The organism is Robinsoniella sp. (assembly GCF_034124845.1).
Genome location: NZ_JAWYAJ010000296.1, coordinates 1 through 15,578, shown reverse-complemented (window position 1 = coordinate 15,578; position 15,578 = coordinate 1). Strand labels below are relative to the sequence as shown.

The following is a 15,578-nucleotide window of genomic DNA, read 5'->3' as shown; positions in this document are numbered from 1 at the left end:
TATACCAGGGGCTCCTGTATATTATATCCAACAGCGCCATTTTTCAACATCCGCGCCCAGAGATAATAATCTTCAAAATATGGAAAGTCCTGATATCCTCCGGCATCTATGACCGCACTTTTGCGGTACATCACCGTAACGTGATTGAAAGGATTTCTTCTGCCTGCACATTTTAAGATGGCCTCATTGGTTTTCGGCGTTACCCTCTTTCCTGAGATCTCATGGAAGTCACTTGCAAACTCCTCGATAATTCCGCCGATAATATCCACCTGCTTTTTACGGAAAATATAGAGCTGCTTTTCACAGCGGTCATGCCGGCTGATATCATCACTGTCCATACGGGCAATCAGTTCATTCCTGCAATGCTTGATTCCCACCTGCAGCGCCGGTCCCAGTCCTCCACATTCCTTTAAACGTACAACAAGGAACACCTCCGGATATTGCTCCTGGAAATGTTCCACCACTTCATCTAATGCCTCTGTTAATGGTCCGTCACAGACCAGCACAAACTGGTCCGGCAGTACCGTCTGCTCCATCATGCTGAAAATTGCCGCTTTTAAAAACGTCGGATCTTCCTTTTTATATACGGACATCAACACAGTATATTTATCTACTTGTTTTACTACTTGTTTTCTTTTTTCGCTTCTTCCTCTTTTGTCGCCGCTGTCACCTGCCATGCCTCTACTCCTTCCGTATTTTCTTTCTGAAAGAGAATTTTAACTGTCATCAGCATAAGCTTCCAGTCCAAAAGATAGGTATAATTTTCAATATACGATAGATCCAATTTGAGCTTATCGTAAGGAGTGGTATTATACTTACCATACACCTGAGCATATCCGGTGAGTCCGGCCTTTACCTTTAACCGGTAGTCAAACTCCGGAATCTTTTCTTTATATTCCTTAGTAATCTGCGGACGCTCCGGTCTTGGTCCTACCAGAGACATATCCCCTTTCAAAATATTAAACAGCTGAGGCAGTTCGTCAAAATGAATGTTGCGCAGCACTTTCCCAACAGGTGTTACCCTGTTGTCCTGCTTCATGGCAAGACGTGCGCCCTCTTTCTCAGAGTCTACTCTCATGCTTCGAAACTTCAGTACATAAAATGTCCTTCCACGCTCCGTCAATCGCTCCTGACGGTAAAATACAGGGCCTCTGTCATAACTCTTAATTAAAAGTGCTATTATCAGCATAAACGGCGATGCAATTACCACACCGATACCTGAAATGATAAGGTCGGTCAGACGCTTCGCGATTCTCTGTTCAATGGTAAGGCCTCTGTTGCGAAACAGCAGAAGCGGTGTATCAAACAGATGAATGCTGTCTGAACTCATGATCATAACATCCGATATCTTAGGAATACAATAACACCGGATATCTTTTTCAAAACAGTATTTTAACAGCAGATTTCTTTCATGGGAAGGCATATCTCCCATAATCACCGCCTTGTAACAGTCAATTTTGCTTTTCAGTTTATCCATGCCGTCACCCAGATGGATAGACTCACAGATATCATATTTATCTTCTCTGGAGGAAATCTTGCGGATCAGATCCTTTGGATTTTTCTCTCCGTAAATGAGCAGCATCTTCCGGGGCGGATATATATGCACATAAATCCAGCGCATCATCAGCACCCACAATACCACGATTACCAAATCAACAGCCGTAACATAAAACATGGGCAGTATATGTGCCCCCAAAGTCCAGCGTCCAATCAATGCCATCTGCAGATAAGTTATTCCGTTTACACATAATACGGAAGCAATCTGGGAATAGAGTACGTCAAGCACCCTTAAATAGCCTACCTTGAATCCCCCGTACATTTTGTAGAAGAAAAACAGCATCAGTGCATACATTCCCACAACTACCCAGTTACCCCTTACAAACGTGGTACGGATAACCCCTCTGGAGTCATAATAGGAAAACCAGACATATGCATATATTGCTGTCTGTACTGCCAGAATAAGCGCAGAAGCAAAAAACATGATGACTCTTTTATATTGTTCTCTTCTCTCCACTAATATTTACCCCTCTTTATTTTTCAATGGTTCCTTATACTTATACTTCGTTACCAATAATGCTGTACCAGAATCTATCTTACAACAAAATTTACAAAAATTCAACAAAAAAGACGTGGCAATCTTAGGCAGTTCCGGTATTCTCTGTCTCTTCTTTCGGTGGTAACGGTTCAGTATCCTTATAGATTATATAACCATTGGTCTGTCCAATTTCCTTAAACTTTCTGGATTCTATTTTCTCTTTCGAATCCGGCGTGTCGTAATACACCAGATAATTGCATCCGGCCTTTCTCGCCTGCTTGATAATAATCCTGAAATTGGGATTTTCCGCTATCATCTGTTCATGGATTTTCCGGTCTCTCTTACTGAATTTACCCTTTCTTCCATATGCCAGGCCAATGCTGGCATCGTACTGGCGTATATAGCCTGCCAGATCATCGGGAACCACTGCTTTCACCGTCTCTTCAGCACTTCGGTTCTTCACAATGATATCACTAACCGCATTTGCCGCCGATGGCAGCTTCTGCAGATTCTCCGTCTTATGAAGAACGGTTCCCGGTACATAGACGAAATTTCCTGCTGCAGCAAGAACACCTGCCAAAGCCACAAACATGATCCCTCTCTTTAATCTGGTATCCTGGGAATACCAGGCTCTAACCCCTGTATAGGCAAGAACAAGGGGTATGGGCAGCAGCCAGAACATTCTCCAGTAAACATCTCTTCCCACACAGTAATCCATAATGATTTTAGCCGTCAGCGGGCAAAAATAGATCACACCGAAAGTAACAGCATATCCCACAAATAATTTTTTATTTTCTTTTTCTGCTCTACTACAGGCGATGTAGATAATCGCTGCAAGAAATAATCCCACCTGCATGCTGTCAGCCACATACATCCTGTATCGTTCTAATGTCAATCCAAATATCTCCAGCATGTATACAGCCTCCTAACGTATCAACAGATACATTCCTGCACAAATCAGGCAGGGAATGCAGCATATGACAGCTTTTATAAATTTTCCCGGGTCTTTACCGCCAATTCCGTACAGTATCGCGAAAATACCCACCATAATCGGTGCCAGCATGATTCCCATAGAAGAAACCAGACAACAGGAAAGCAGAAGGCCCAGCAGTAAAGACCATTCCCGAAGGCTTCCTTTTTCCTTCAGCAGACGGATACACAGATAGAACAGTGCCGGAAGCAGAATTGCCGCCAGTACCGCCTTTCCCTGCCAGATCCGCACAAGCATAAATGTTCCCTGGGTATATACCGAAAAATAGGAAAACAGGTGTATCACAGAAAGGAAACACAGGAAAATCCCACTGGCTTTACGGTCGCCCGAAAACAATTTCTGCCCCAGAAGGGAATATACGATGTATGCCAGAGGTATAAAAAATACAGGCATAATGGTGTGCGCAACGATTGCCGGATGCATCTGCACGCTTTCACTGATAAACGCCAGGAAGATGGGAAACGGCGAAAGCACGTAACGGGACGGAAGGCTCTTTAACAAGTCTCCCGTATATGCGTCAAAACGAAACATCCCATTTGTGTGCACTGTAGTTGTAGCCGTAGCTACATAAAACGCATCATCCAGATCATCCAGCCTGAAAATCAGGTATGCCCCTATCTGAACTGCAATGAGAATCAGGGCAAGATAGACAGACCAGGGCGTTTCTTTCACACCCTTCCACTGGAATAATACCATTTCTTTGGTTCTTCTGACATTTAAAATAATGGAGACCACTGCAAGCAGCAGCATACTTCCGCCATAGATATACATCAGTACATGAAAACTGACCTCGGCAAATATCAGGGGAAGTGCCAGCACTTCAAACACGGCAAACATCGTAATATAACCATACAGCGCCGCCATTTTTAAACTATTTTTTTCTCTGGCATCCGCCCGGGTAAACAGCATACCGATGCATACCGGAATTACTGCAAACCACAGGAGGATGAGTAAGGCTTTTATCAGATACACGTCCTACCACCTTTTTCTTCTTTTATAAAAGTATAACAATTACTGTAATTGATCACGCTGTCCAAACTGTTACCAATTACAGTGTTTTCATATATGCAGTCAGGGCATCTTCCCAAGTTGCAAAACTGAAATCAGTTGTGAGCTTTAACATATAGTTTTCCAGTACGGAATATGCAGGACGTACCGCTGGTGTAGGGTATTCGGCAGTTGTAATATACTCCACCTTTGTGTCTTTTCCAGCCAGACGGAAAATTTCTTTTGCAAAATCTGCCCAGCTGCACATGCCCTCGCAGGTTCCGTGGAATATTCCATAATTGGAGGTAGGAATGAGATATTTGATTGCTTTTGCCAGTTCTTCTGCACTGGTAGGCGTTCCATACTGGTCACCCACAACCCTTACTGTATCGTTTGTCTCAGCAAGGCGAAGCATGGTTTTCACAAAGTTCTTGCCATCTCCATAGAGCCATGCAGTACGGATAATAAAGTAGTCTTTCGCAAACTGCTGCACAAATTGTTCTCCCGCCAGTTTTGTTGCGCCGTACATTCCCTGGGGATTAGGTGTGTCAAATTCCATATAAGGCTTTGTTCCGTTTCCTTCAAATACATAGTCCGTAGAAACATGTACCAATTTAGCTCCAATTTTTGCAGCTGCGATACTTATGTTCCTGGGACCGATGGCATTGATCCGGTATGCCGCATCCTGCTGGGATTCACAGAGATCTACCGCAGTATGAGCCGCACAGTTGATGATAACATCCGGCTTTACTTCCTCCATCGTAGACAGAACCTTGTCTATGTCCGTAATATCCAGTTCCATTACATCGGGCTGGAATACATCCGTATTAATAATTTCTACATCCGTATCGTTTGCATACTGTTGATTAATTGCTCTTCCCAATTGTCCGTTACATCCTGTTACTAAAATTTTCATGTCATTATTCTCCTTTTATTTACATGTACATCTATGTTTATCTTGTTATAACTTTTTGAAATATTTCCCAGACTATCATAAACTGTATCAGTCCAACACTCATGATCAGATTCATATTCAGGCTTTTTTTCAGGGTCAGGTTTTTGTTTCGCAGCAACAGTACCACAAGGGGCAGCACCGGAAGGAAATACCTTCCCTGAGTTCCTTCAATGACTTTGGAACCATACGGCGTCCAGGTTAATAAAAATACCATCATAAGCGCCCCTATCACGCCAGCACTGATCAGCGCCATAATCCACTTATCCTTTTTGCCCAGGTAAAACGGTTCTTTATCCTTTGCCAGCACAGCCAGAACCAATATAACCGCCAGTGCAAATATCAGTACATTGGAGATTTTAATATCCAGCCAGCCTAATTGTCCACCCATCATTGTTTCAAAGTAAAAATCCGCATATTTTCGGAAAGAGTCATAATACATCTGAATAATGGTAAGGGGCTGTGATAACAACCCACTTAGAGTGTACCCGGAAGTTTCTATATAAGACAAGGTATTTTCCTGTCTGCTCAAATATTCGGTCATGGTAACAAGCCGGACGACCGCCAGGGACAGCAATCCCCCTGCACAAACGCTTAACCTTCCCAGTATACAGCCGATTCTGGTTGCAGATTTTTTCACCGGAATCAAAAGTACCAGCAGGCACAAAAGCACATAGACAATCTTACAGGGTGACATTAATACAGCCAGGATAATTAACAGGATCCAGTCTGAGCGCAGAACCTTGTTCTTTTCATAGGCAAGATACAGGCAATGCCCGGTAAACCAGGCACAAACTCCGATAATAAAGGAATCGTAAGAGAAAGAGCCGCCTAATTCCAGAGATATTGGCAACAGTAACACGGTAAGCATCAGCACTTTCGCAAAGGGCATCTTCTTCACTGCAAAATATCCGCACAGCAAGTAAAAAGCCAATGCAAAAAGCCTTCCAATCATCAATAGCCCTATATTCCCGATATTCAGCAGTCGCGCGAGGGAGATGCCGATAATCTGCGGCGTATATACGAATGCAGGAACACCGGACAGGGGACCGCCTGGAAATGCAGACATTTCCTTCCCGCTGGCGGTATCAAAGAGATGATCTGCCACCATACCGTAGGTTTCCGTATCCGGACGTTTCTCCAGAACGCCCATTAACAGGTCTTCTTCTCTTGCAATGGTATTGCCGTCTTCATTTACCGCTTCTTTTCCCATCAGGCTGTTGGAAAATGCATAGGCGGTATAGATATGCGCCTGCTCATCCGGAGTTGAATACGGTGGAAGGATAAAGATATAGAGAACACCCAGGCAGATCCCCATTAAAAGGAACAGCCGGTGCGCCTCCCACTTCATGCCGTATCCCAGAAACCAGATTAAAATCAGCATGGCAAAAAGGACGACGGTTATTCCAACAAAATAAACCCTTAAATAAGACTGATCCCCATACGTAAAGATCACATGCAGGCTTCCTTCTTTTTTCTCTCTTCCCACAATTAATTTCTGCCCTTTTACGGATTTATCCGACTGATATACCGTAACTGCATTTCCTGCCACCCCATCCTCTGAGGCAATTGTTATGATATATTCTTCTTTTTCTTTTACTTCAACCGTATTTTTTAAGACCAGTTCTACCGGAGTATTATCCTTTAAATCTTCGCTGGATATATCCCAGTTTCCAAGCATCATCCCTGTAGTTTTATTTTTCAGCTGAATATTAATATGGGAAGTGTTTTTTCTGTCGTAAGTGGCAAAAGTAAGACGGATCCCGGAAAAACTCATATGCTCCATGGTGAAACTCTGCTCCACCTTTGTATCTTTGGTTATCTCACCTGTTACCGCTTTGTTGCTTCCTGTTTTATAAATCTCTCTGGGTCTGTCCAGATTGGGACTTACGTATTCAAGGTACATCAGTACCGTATGAAAGATAAGCACCAGGAAAACTACAAAGATCAGTATCGGAAAGATAATATTCTGTTTACTTTTATTCTTCTCCCTATACATGTACCTGCTCCCCTGTTTTCATATCCTTTAAATCCATGTTTTTTGATCCCAGCGCTTCCCCCTGCATTTCCTGTATCGTCCGTTCCAGCAGAGCCTGGTGCTGGGCAAGATCTTTCACCCGTTTTGAAAGCCTGGACACTGCAAGGCTTAAGGAGAAAATAATGACCAAAGAAAAACAAAAGCCCATAAAAAATATCATGTTCACCGGCAGGGACACGCCCAGCAGATTCGTCAACCTTTCAGTCAGCAACGGAAAACAGGTCAGTATCGTAACACCGATTGCCAGTAACGTCCAGGGCAATGCATATCTTAAACTTATGGTTCTTCTTTTTACCATACATGCAAGTACAATCATTGCTGCAGCAACAGCAAGCATAATGATAATCTGCGATCTGATACTCATATCCACACCTCGCTATCCTCTCCACGCCGCCATAAAAATAGCCAGCGTTACCTTTATCATATAATACACCGATTTTAAAGGTGATATGGAAGATACCCCTTCCTCACGCTGTTTCATCACAACCGGAACCTCACTGACTTTCCTGCCTGCCTTAATAATTGCTACTGCACTTTCAGGCTCCGGATAATCCTTGGGATAATCCCTGGTAAAATCTTCAATTACATCATGGCTCATCATACGCATACCGGATGTGGGATCTGTAATCCTCACCCTGGTCAGGGCATAGATCAGCCAGGAAAAATAACGAATTCCCATTCTGCGGATTCCAGAAGACTGAAATCCCTGTTTCTCTATAAATCTGGACCCGATCACCATATCAAACTGATTCCGGATTAGGCTTTGCTCCATCTCTTTTAAGAAGCGCGCATCATGCTGCCCGTCTCCATCCATCTGTACCGCCAGATCATATCCTCTGCTGGCAGCATAGAGAAGACCGGTCTGCACTGCCCCTCCAATCCCAAGATTGACCGGCAGATGAATCACAGAAAATCCATGTTCTTCACAAATTGCCCTGGTGTTATCTGTGGAACAGTCATTGATTATGACATAATCATAATCCGGTGCCTGTTCCTGAATACTTCGGACAGTTGTATAAATGCTGGCGCCTTCGTTATAGGCTGGTATAATAATCAGTTTCTTCATAGGTGCTCCCCAACTACATATTATTTGATTCCTCACTTTTTCCGTAAACGGCAGCCAACAGCTTTGCAGCCGGTAAAGGCCAGAATTTACGGAACATGGCTATATCCTCTTCCCGTCTGCCCGTATCTTCAATAATCCTGGTGGTTGCAGACTCTTCATGAATCCGGTGATATACCAGACGCTTCTTACAGTAAAGAAAAGCCCCTTCCTCCCTGGAAATCTTCTCCCATGCCTGCCAGTCTTCATTGCTCTTAAATCCCGGCTGGAATACAGGCTCTTTCAGATTCTCTTTTGCAAAACCTACGGAGGGACAGCAGATGGGTGAACCCAGGGAAAGGATCCTTCTTCGGATAAATCTGCTGTTTCGCGCCCCTTTTATTTCCATTGGAATCAGCATCAGACGCTTTACTTTTAACAACGTATTGGATACTACAATCTTTCCGTTTCTGATTTCCCCGTAATCAGAGAAAAAAATCAGTGGCCGCTTTGCCTGATCCATCATACTGCACAGGTTCCACGTATATTTTTCATGGTAAATATCATCCTGATGTGCGATGGTTACATACCTGGTATCTGCCTTTTCATATGCAAAATTCCAATCCTGTATAATTCCCTTTTCCCCTCTGTTTATAAAAAGCGGAATATCATTCTCCCTGCAGATTTCTTCTATATAAGAACTGGGTGTAGATGTTACCATTAAAATTTTGCTGGGATGGGACTGCTTTTTCAATGAACGGATACATGCCGTAAGATAGGGACTGTCCCCATAGGCACATATGGCAAATGTGTGTTTTTCATTTTCTTTCATTTTATTACCTATATTGCACTTCTTTTGCAATACTGCCACTAACATGTTCCAGAGCCTGTTTTGACGCACATCTGTCTGAAAGCAATTTTCATACACGCTCTAGTAAAACAGGTTAAAGAATATCAGCGTGGCATCCTTTTAATTTCAATTTTCTTTAACCTGGAAATGTTATACAAATCATACCGTAATTCGTGAGTCATTGTACCATAAAATCAGGATCTTGACAACGCCGCCGAATTTCCGATCCTCTTCTGCAAAAATACAAACAACAGCACAATCTCTACTGTAAGTCCCAGAATCGTGGCAAAGCTTGTCCCCTGCATGCCCCACAATCGGATCATTACCACCGAGGACAGAGAGCCTGATACAACCGCCGCTATATTACTGATAATCAGTCCTTTAAAATCCTTCACAACGGTGAGAACCCCGCAAAGCAGCCAGCTGAATGCAGTGAGTATGGTACAGACTACCAGGGGCAGTAACAGCCCTGTAAATGGCAGTATCTTTTCCCCGATTAACAGCAAAAGACCCCATCTTCCTAAAAGTGCCGCACCGGCCAAAGCTACAGCCGACACTGCTCCAACCACTTTCACACAAGTAAACAGCAGCTTCCAGAATCCCTCCCGGTCCCCTGCGTGGTATTTTTCAGCAAAAGCCGTTACAAAAGGATTGAAAATATATGTGGAAGCCATCTGCACCACCAAGGTAGGTGCTGCAATTGCCGCATACACACCAAGCTTGTCATTTCCGCAGAATTTCTCCAGAATGTATCTTGGAATGGAACTGATTCCAGCGTTTAGAAATAAATAAACCACTAAGGGAAAACACCGGATCAGCAATTCCTGTACTTTTTTAAAATTGCCGTCAAACTTTATTGAGGTAATCCCTTTCACATGTCTGCGGTCATAGAGTATAATCACGAGAAATGTGGATACCGCCATTGCCCCAAATGCAATTGGCAGGCTTTGGAATAATCCCAGAAAAACGATATAGGAGCCCAGCATTGCAACTCCACGGATCACCATGGATTTCCCCAGGTAATCCATGCGCCAGTATTTTTGGAAAAATCCGGCATAGACATCAAACAGAGCTTCTCCAAGCCGGAAGACCATATAAATGATAATACTGATACTGGATACTTGATCATACCGGTTCGCAGCTACAAATGCCGCACACAGAATAAATGCCGTTATTCCGGTCACGATCCTGCTTATCACATAGGTTCCCTGGGCATATTCATTCTCCGTATCCGCCACCTGGAATGTACGCATTCCATAGACCGCTATACTATAGAACATATTTGTAATAGACATAGCTAATGTCAGAATACCGGAATTTTCAAATCCGGAGATACGGATTACCAGAACACTTAAAAGCCACTGACATCCCAGATAGACCAGACTTCCCCAGGTATTCCAAAGAATGCTGGTTTTAATCGACATTTTTTTATCTTCCATAGTCATCCCTTACTTTTTACTCTGCTTCCTGCTTTCCAAAATCCAACTGGTATGGACAGTGATTATACCGTTTTTCTTCCGGTGGAAGCTGCATATAATCCCCATAATAGGCATACAGCATATCATGCATGTCATTTGGGAATGTAAGTTCCAGATGTTCAAACTTCATCCGCTTCAAAGGATACAGGTCTTTGCGGTCAATCATGCTTGTAAAAGGTCTTGCCTCCGGCAGGTATGCAAGCCTTTTCGTCTTCTGCTTATTATATCTCATGCAGCATCTTTTTCCACGCAAAAAAACGCCTCTCTTGGAAATATGCATCACCTTCATCAGCTTATTTCCAGCCCGGCACGCAGCCAGTACCAGTTTTAACTTTGTTCCTTCCAGCAGCAGGCTGGGCCTTGATATGCTGCACAAAATCAATAATTTACTGTAAAACCAGGCACTATATGCCTGAAGCTTCATCTTCCACTGACAATCGGGAACATTGTCATATGCATACAAATCCAAAAAGATCCCAAATTCACAGTCCACGTCTTTCATTGCATATTCTCTGAAAACCGTTCCGTTTTTACACATACGCGCAGTAAAAAGCGGATAATTTTCATCAGAATCTCCGCGTAAAATAGTGTATTTATCTTTTAGTTCCTCGCCTGCAAGTTTACAAAACCGCTCATAATTCTTCCTGGTAAACGCCAGATCTATGTCGTCATCCCAGGGAATAAATCCCTGATGCCGCAATGCTCCGATTGCAGTACCTCCTATGCCAAAGTATGGTATCTTATGCTTCTCACAAAAATTCACAAAATCCTCCAGCATCTCCAGTTCCGTTTCCTGAAGCCTGCGAAGTGTCTCACCGTCATATTTCTTTCGCTGCATAATCTTCCCCTCAAAAAGTATTTATTACAAATCTTTTAATTCTTGTTAATTATAATATAACATTTATAGATGAAATAGACAACTGTTAATTGAGGGATGAGAATATAAACTTGGGAATGCAAAAGCTTTTAAACTTGTAATGCGCTTTCTCTTAGAGTATAATCTACCTGTATCATACATATGACGCTGCCTGTTTGTGGACAAGTACTGGGCTGCGTAGATAGCAGGTGCTATTTGCGTAATGCAGTATGCGGGGGAAATCCATACATCTGCAGCCGAAGTGATTTAATACCAATGAATAAGGGGATTTCAATGATGAAAAGAAAATTTAACGCAATGTTTACGGCAGTAATTGTCTGCCTGGCTGTCTTGTGCCTGCCACTGGCAGCAAATGCATCCGCTAAAAACAAAACGCGGATCCATTTTATCTGTATTGAAGGCAATAACGATGCCATTTTACTGGAAAGCAACGGACACTTTGGAATGGTAGATTCCGGAGAAGACAGTGACTATCCAAAGGGGAATAATCCGAAATATCCCATGCGGCCCGGCATCAATACTTCCGGAGGGCATGAGCAGGAAGTCATTAAATATCTGAAAAAGATCGGCGTAAAGAAACTGGACTTTTACATTGGCACTCATGCTCACAGCGACCATATCGGAAGCGGGGATGAAATCTTAAAAGCCTTTAAAACTGAACGCTTGTATCTGAACAAATACAGCGATAATTACATCTCAGTCAAATCAAATCTCTGGGACAACCAATATTGCTACGATACTCTGATTTCCGCGGCTAAAAAACGCGGCACCAAAATTATCCAGAACTTTTCTAAAATCTCTAACCGGAAGTTTTCTCTGGGCGATATGGAAATCGAGATCATGAATTATAAGCGCGCCACGGATGCAAAAGGCAATATCGCCAAAAGGCCGGATGACAATTATAACTCTCTGGGTGTAAAAGTAACGGTTAATGATCTCACTGCATTTTTAGCAGGAGATATCAGTAACCTGGCTCCGGATTATGACGAAAGCAAGCTTTCCAAAGTACTGGGCCCCATTGATCTGTTAAAATTGGGACACCATGGCATCGGAGATGCAAATTCACCCAGCTATCTTCGTATGATATCACCGGATTATGCAGTTGCAACCGGTTTGATCACCAACATGTCCGCCTCAGTAAGAAATACGCTGAACACGATTGAATGTAAACTCTTTACCACAAACGGACAGCCTAAAAACTCAGCAATCATAGCGGATATGAGCAATGGTAAAACACTGAATATGATCTCCCCCGGGAATCTGACTCTGAAAAAGAAAAGCAGTGGTTCCCAAAAGCAATATGCATTCTATACATCCAGGAACAAAAAATATGCCAGAAAAAACACCTGGATTTACTATAACGAAAATTATTATTACATAAACAGCAAGGGAAACGTGGAACGAAACAGCTGGAAAAAAGAAGGTAACTATTATTATTATCTGGACAACAACGGTATCATGCAGATGAATGCAGCAAGAGTACGGGGCATTCCTTATTCCTTTGATGCCAGCGGCAAGCTTTCAGAGGGCGGCTGGACAAGAGGTTCTACTTCCTGGTCCTACGCAGATGCTTCCGGCAGGGCCAAAACAGGATGGGCAAAAATAGAAGGTAAATGGTACTATTTCAATAAATCAGGAATCATGAAAACCGGATGGATTAAACTTAAGGGCAAACAATATTTCTTAAGATCAAACGGACAGATGGCTGCCAATACCTGGATCAACTATGGCGGAGTGAAATACTATGTGGGCAGCGATGGCGTGATGCTTCGCAATACAAAGAAAAAAATCAAAGGCAAGATTTACCGTTTTGATGACGGTGGAGTCTGCATCAATTATTAGTCTATAATCAAAGAGCAGCACCGGTAAAATAAACCTTTACCGGTGCTGCTCTTTGTATGTTCTATTTCTTATTTTTACAAATTCCAGTGGAATCAAACTTATAAGTTTTCTTTCCGATTTTCAATTTCATTTTTACTGCCCTGACCCCGTCTGACTTCACATAATACCATTTCTTCTTATAATGAATCCAGGACTTCGTCTGCATCTTACCCTTAACGAGATAATACCAGTTTCCTTTACTTTTCAGCCATCCATTCTTTGCGGAACCATCAGAACGGAAATAATACCAGTTATTGCCAAGCTTAATCCAGCCGGTCTCCATATAGCCCTTTTTATTAAAATAGTATCGTTTTCCATCAATGGTTACCCATTTTTTCTTTGGATAAGTACCATTGCCATAGCGGTACCACCAGCCGATATTATCCTTTTCCCAGCGGTTTGGAAGAAGAACACCTTTTTCGCTTAGAAATACAGTTTCTTTATTGATGACCTGTTTTCCGGTCAGCGCCGCCCCATTATCTCCAAAATAACAGGTCTTACCGCCCAGGGTCCGCTTACCGGTAACCATATAGCCAGTTCCGCTAAAATAATACCATTTTCCTTTGATCTTTTTCCAGCGCTTCACCATAGAACCATCTTTATTCAGATAACATTTCCTGCCCTTATAGGTTATCCAACCAGTGGCATTCTTCCCATCCCATTTTTTAAAGTACCAGGTGCTGCCTTTCAAATACCAGTCTCCGGCAGGGCTTGCCAGAATTGCACCTTTTTCATCTAACGTCACTTTTTTTCCGCCAATGGTCTGTACACCGGTCATCGCTTCACCGGTAGGCTGGAAATAATAAATTTTACCCGATATCTTTTGTTTTCCGGTCAGCATGATTCCGCCGGCATTAAAATAATATACTTTTCCGTCTATGGTCTGCCATCCGGTAGCTCTGCTGCCATCCTGCTTCACATAGTATGTATTGTTTCCATCTTTTTTCCAGCCGGTATCTACTGCCGGCGGATTTGTACCGGAAGAACCGGTATCTTTCTTTTTCAGCCCATAGTAGGCTGCAATTGCTTTCGCATCTGCAACACCGATTTTCTTGATTTTCGAATTGCTGCCGTAATACTTTACGCAGTCATTAGGGTTATTCACAAACCCATGCTCCACTATCATTCCCGGAAATCCGGCTAGAACACATCTTCTTACAATACCATAATAATCAGCCAGGGTTCCGTTTGGATATTGATCCCCAGTCTCCGATAAGCGGTACTGTATTCCCTGATTTTTAAACCCTGCTTCGTTCAGCTTGTCCAGAATGGTATATGCGATATCATGGGAAACCTGTGTGATGTCCCCCCTGTACTGTCCCTTTGATAAAAATACCAAAGCTCCGGATACACTGTACTGCTCATTGCTGTTGGTAGAATTAATATGCTGGCTGATAAATACGGTTGCGCCAACCGACGCTCCATAATCCACCCGCTGATACAATTCCATGTACTTGTCTGTAGAACGGGTGAGATATACCTTTACCCCTTCATAGGTTTCCAGCTCTTTTTTGGTATATTTAGAGATCTTCAGCGTAATATCTTTTTCAATATAAGCTTTTCCATTCCAGGTCCTGCAAGCTCCGGATTCAGAGCCTCCATGTCCCGGATCCAGAACTACTACAATTTTTCCATCGGATCCTGCCCTTGGCGCTGCATAGCTGCTTCTCGCCTTTGGCTGTGATCCTGCCAGCGCCTGTGCCTGATTCAATGCATTGGTAATTCCGGCAGTATCATCTGCAAGAACTCTTTTTACCGTATTCTCATCTGCTTTTTCCATTGCTCTGGACTGGGCACTTTTCGCTCTGCTTTTTGAAGAAGCCCCATCACTGCCTTCTACTTTAGAAACAGCAGTGTCCCCACTGGAACGATAGGCTTTTAAATCAATATTTCGGACCACACCTCCCAGGTTCAGTTCCAACCGGGTAAGGCTGGTATCCGCAACTCCGCCTCCTTTTACCAGAAACGCTGCATAGCTGCCGGATATCTCCGTAACATTAATTCCTCTTTCTGCTCCCCCACCATCCCGGTAGTATAACTTAGCTCCGGTCAGAGCGCCATTTCCTTCCGCAATCTCAGCCACAATCAGCTGTCCGGCATCACTTGCCATAGACTGCGGCTCCACGTACATCATTTTCAGAATATCTGTGGCCCGTTTTTGTTCCGCTGCACCGGCGATTTCAGCCGGAACCAGACTAAAGAGCATGACAAATGTCAAAAGCCATGCAATAACCCGTACTCTCCTCTTCATATGCATTTTTTTCCCCTATCTTACCTTATGTATTTTCTATACCTATTATAAGTAGGTAAGTAGAAATTGTCAAGAAATCATTACGATTTTATAAACGAATTATTAAATTTTAGATGCATGATTGGGGGTTTGTTGAGAAAGGGTACGCTTTGTAGAGCAGGTGATGTACGGAAAGATGGGGGTGGGGGGGGGGGGG

At 43.1% G+C, this 15,578-nt stretch carries 13 protein-coding genes; 1 reads left to right on the top strand and 12 read right to left on the bottom strand.

All coding sequences use genetic code 11. The annotated features are described in order from the left end of the window. The 11 genes from ACH2DQ_RS14760 to ACH2DQ_RS14710 form a co-directional block, all read right to left on the bottom strand. Nucleotides 1-677 (bottom strand): glycosyltransferase (locus ACH2DQ_RS14760; RefSeq protein WP_395027262.1); only part of this gene is annotated, 677 nt, incomplete at its 3' end. Continuing rightward, on the bottom strand, nucleotides 623-2,014 hold the full coding sequence (locus ACH2DQ_RS14755; protein WP_394913544.1) for an exopolysaccharide biosynthesis polyprenyl glycosylphosphotransferase: 1,392 nt from the start codon (nucleotides 2,012-2,014) through the stop codon (nucleotides 623-625). The genes ACH2DQ_RS14755 and ACH2DQ_RS14760, both read right to left, overlap by 55 nt. A gap of 124 nt (nucleotides 2,015-2,138) precedes the next feature. Beyond that, nucleotides 2,139-2,948, bottom strand: coding sequence for a hypothetical protein (locus tag ACH2DQ_RS14750; RefSeq protein WP_394913545.1), 810 nt, complete (start codon nucleotides 2,946-2,948; stop codon nucleotides 2,139-2,141). Between the two features lie 12 nt (nucleotides 2,949-2,960). Then, nucleotides 2,961-3,998, bottom strand: a complete 1,038-nt coding sequence (locus ACH2DQ_RS14745) for a DUF6077 domain-containing protein (RefSeq protein ID WP_394913546.1) — start codon at nucleotides 3,996-3,998, stop codon at nucleotides 2,961-2,963. Nucleotides 3,999-4,074: 76 nt separating this feature from the next. After that, nucleotides 4,075-4,929 (bottom strand): dTDP-4-dehydrorhamnose reductase, encoded by an 855-nt coding sequence (gene rfbD, locus ACH2DQ_RS14740; protein ID WP_394913547.1) that lies wholly within the window; start codon nucleotides 4,927-4,929, stop codon nucleotides 4,075-4,077. Nucleotides 4,930-4,966: 37 nt separating this feature from the next. After that, complete coding sequence (locus ACH2DQ_RS14735) at nucleotides 4,967-6,964, bottom strand: DUF2142 domain-containing protein (protein WP_394913548.1); 1,998 nt, start codon at nucleotides 6,962-6,964, stop codon at nucleotides 4,967-4,969. Continuing rightward, the gene (locus ACH2DQ_RS14730) at nucleotides 6,957-7,367 is read right to left on the bottom strand and encodes a DUF2304 domain-containing protein (RefSeq protein ID WP_394913549.1); all 411 of its coding nucleotides are present in this window, start codon (nucleotides 7,365-7,367) and stop codon (nucleotides 6,957-6,959) included. Before ACH2DQ_RS14730 ends, ACH2DQ_RS14735 begins: the two co-directional genes overlap by 8 nt. A gap of 12 nt (nucleotides 7,368-7,379) precedes the next feature. Further along, on the bottom strand, nucleotides 7,380-8,069 hold the full coding sequence (locus ACH2DQ_RS14725; protein WP_394913550.1) for a glycosyltransferase family 2 protein: 690 nt from the start codon (nucleotides 8,067-8,069) through the stop codon (nucleotides 7,380-7,382). Between the two features lie 13 nt (nucleotides 8,070-8,082). Further along, the gene (locus tag ACH2DQ_RS14720) at nucleotides 8,083-8,922 is read right to left on the bottom strand and encodes a glycosyltransferase family A protein (RefSeq protein ID WP_395027258.1); all 840 of its coding nucleotides are present in this window, start codon (nucleotides 8,920-8,922) and stop codon (nucleotides 8,083-8,085) included. 167 nt (nucleotides 8,923-9,089) lie between these two features. Next, a complete protein-coding gene (locus ACH2DQ_RS14715) occupies nucleotides 9,090-10,334 on the bottom strand; it encodes a lipopolysaccharide biosynthesis protein (RefSeq protein WP_394913552.1) in 1,245 nt (414 codons plus the stop codon). Nucleotides 10,335-10,350: 16 nt separating this feature from the next. After that, the gene (locus tag ACH2DQ_RS14710; protein ID WP_394913553.1) at nucleotides 10,351-11,211 is read right to left on the bottom strand and encodes a phosphorylcholine transferase LicD; all 861 of its coding nucleotides are present in this window, start codon (nucleotides 11,209-11,211) and stop codon (nucleotides 10,351-10,353) included. Between the two features lie 312 nt (nucleotides 11,212-11,523). Between ACH2DQ_RS14710 and ACH2DQ_RS14705 the strand changes: the two genes are divergently transcribed. Beyond that, nucleotides 11,524-13,092 carry an MBL fold metallo-hydrolase gene (locus ACH2DQ_RS14705; protein WP_394913554.1) on the top strand — a complete coding sequence of 523 codons (1,569 nt, stop codon included), beginning with the start codon at nucleotides 11,524-11,526 and terminating at the stop codon, nucleotides 13,090-13,092. Nucleotides 13,093-13,153: 61 nt separating this feature from the next. Here the strand turns inward: ACH2DQ_RS14705 and ACH2DQ_RS14700 are convergent, their stop codons facing one another. After that, entirely contained in the window at nucleotides 13,154-15,382 is a 2,229-nt protein-coding gene (locus tag ACH2DQ_RS14700) for an N-acetylmuramoyl-L-alanine amidase (RefSeq protein WP_395027255.1), read from the bottom strand. Nucleotides 15,383-15,578 lie beyond the last annotated feature (196 nt).

Bases quoted from the DNA above. Each gene is read 5' to 3' on its own strand.
- ACH2DQ_RS14750 (WP_394913545.1), bottom strand. From the start codon at position 2,948: ATGCTGGAGATATTTGGATTGACATTAGAACGATACAGGATGTATGTG.
- rfbD (WP_394913547.1), bottom strand. From the start codon at position 4,929: ATGAAAATTTTAGTAACAGGATGTAACGGACAATTGGGAAGAGCAATT.
- ACH2DQ_RS14735 (WP_394913548.1), bottom strand. From the start codon at position 6,964: ATGTATAGGGAGAAGAATAAAAGTAAACAGAATATTATCTTTCCGATA.
- ACH2DQ_RS14730 (WP_394913549.1), bottom strand. From the start codon at position 7,367: ATGAGTATCAGATCGCAGATTATCATTATGCTTGCTGTTGCTGCAGCA.
- ACH2DQ_RS14725 (WP_394913550.1), bottom strand. From the start codon at position 8,069: ATGAAGAAACTGATTATTATACCAGCCTATAACGAAGGCGCCAGCATT.
- ACH2DQ_RS14720 (WP_395027258.1), bottom strand. From the start codon at position 8,922: ATGTTAGTGGCAGTATTGCAAAAGAAGTGCAATATAGGTAATAAAATG.
- ACH2DQ_RS14715 (WP_394913552.1), bottom strand. From the start codon at position 10,334: ATGGAAGATAAAAAAATGTCGATTAAAACCAGCATTCTTTGGAATACC.
- ACH2DQ_RS14710 (WP_394913553.1), bottom strand. From the start codon at position 11,211: ATGCAGCGAAAGAAATATGACGGTGAGACACTTCGCAGGCTTCAGGAA.
- ACH2DQ_RS14705 (WP_394913554.1), top strand. From the start codon at position 11,524: ATGATGAAAAGAAAATTTAACGCAATGTTTACGGCAGTAATTGTCTGC.
- ACH2DQ_RS14700 (WP_395027255.1), bottom strand. From the start codon at position 15,382: ATGAAGAGGAGAGTACGGGTTATTGCATGGCTTTTGACATTTGTCATG.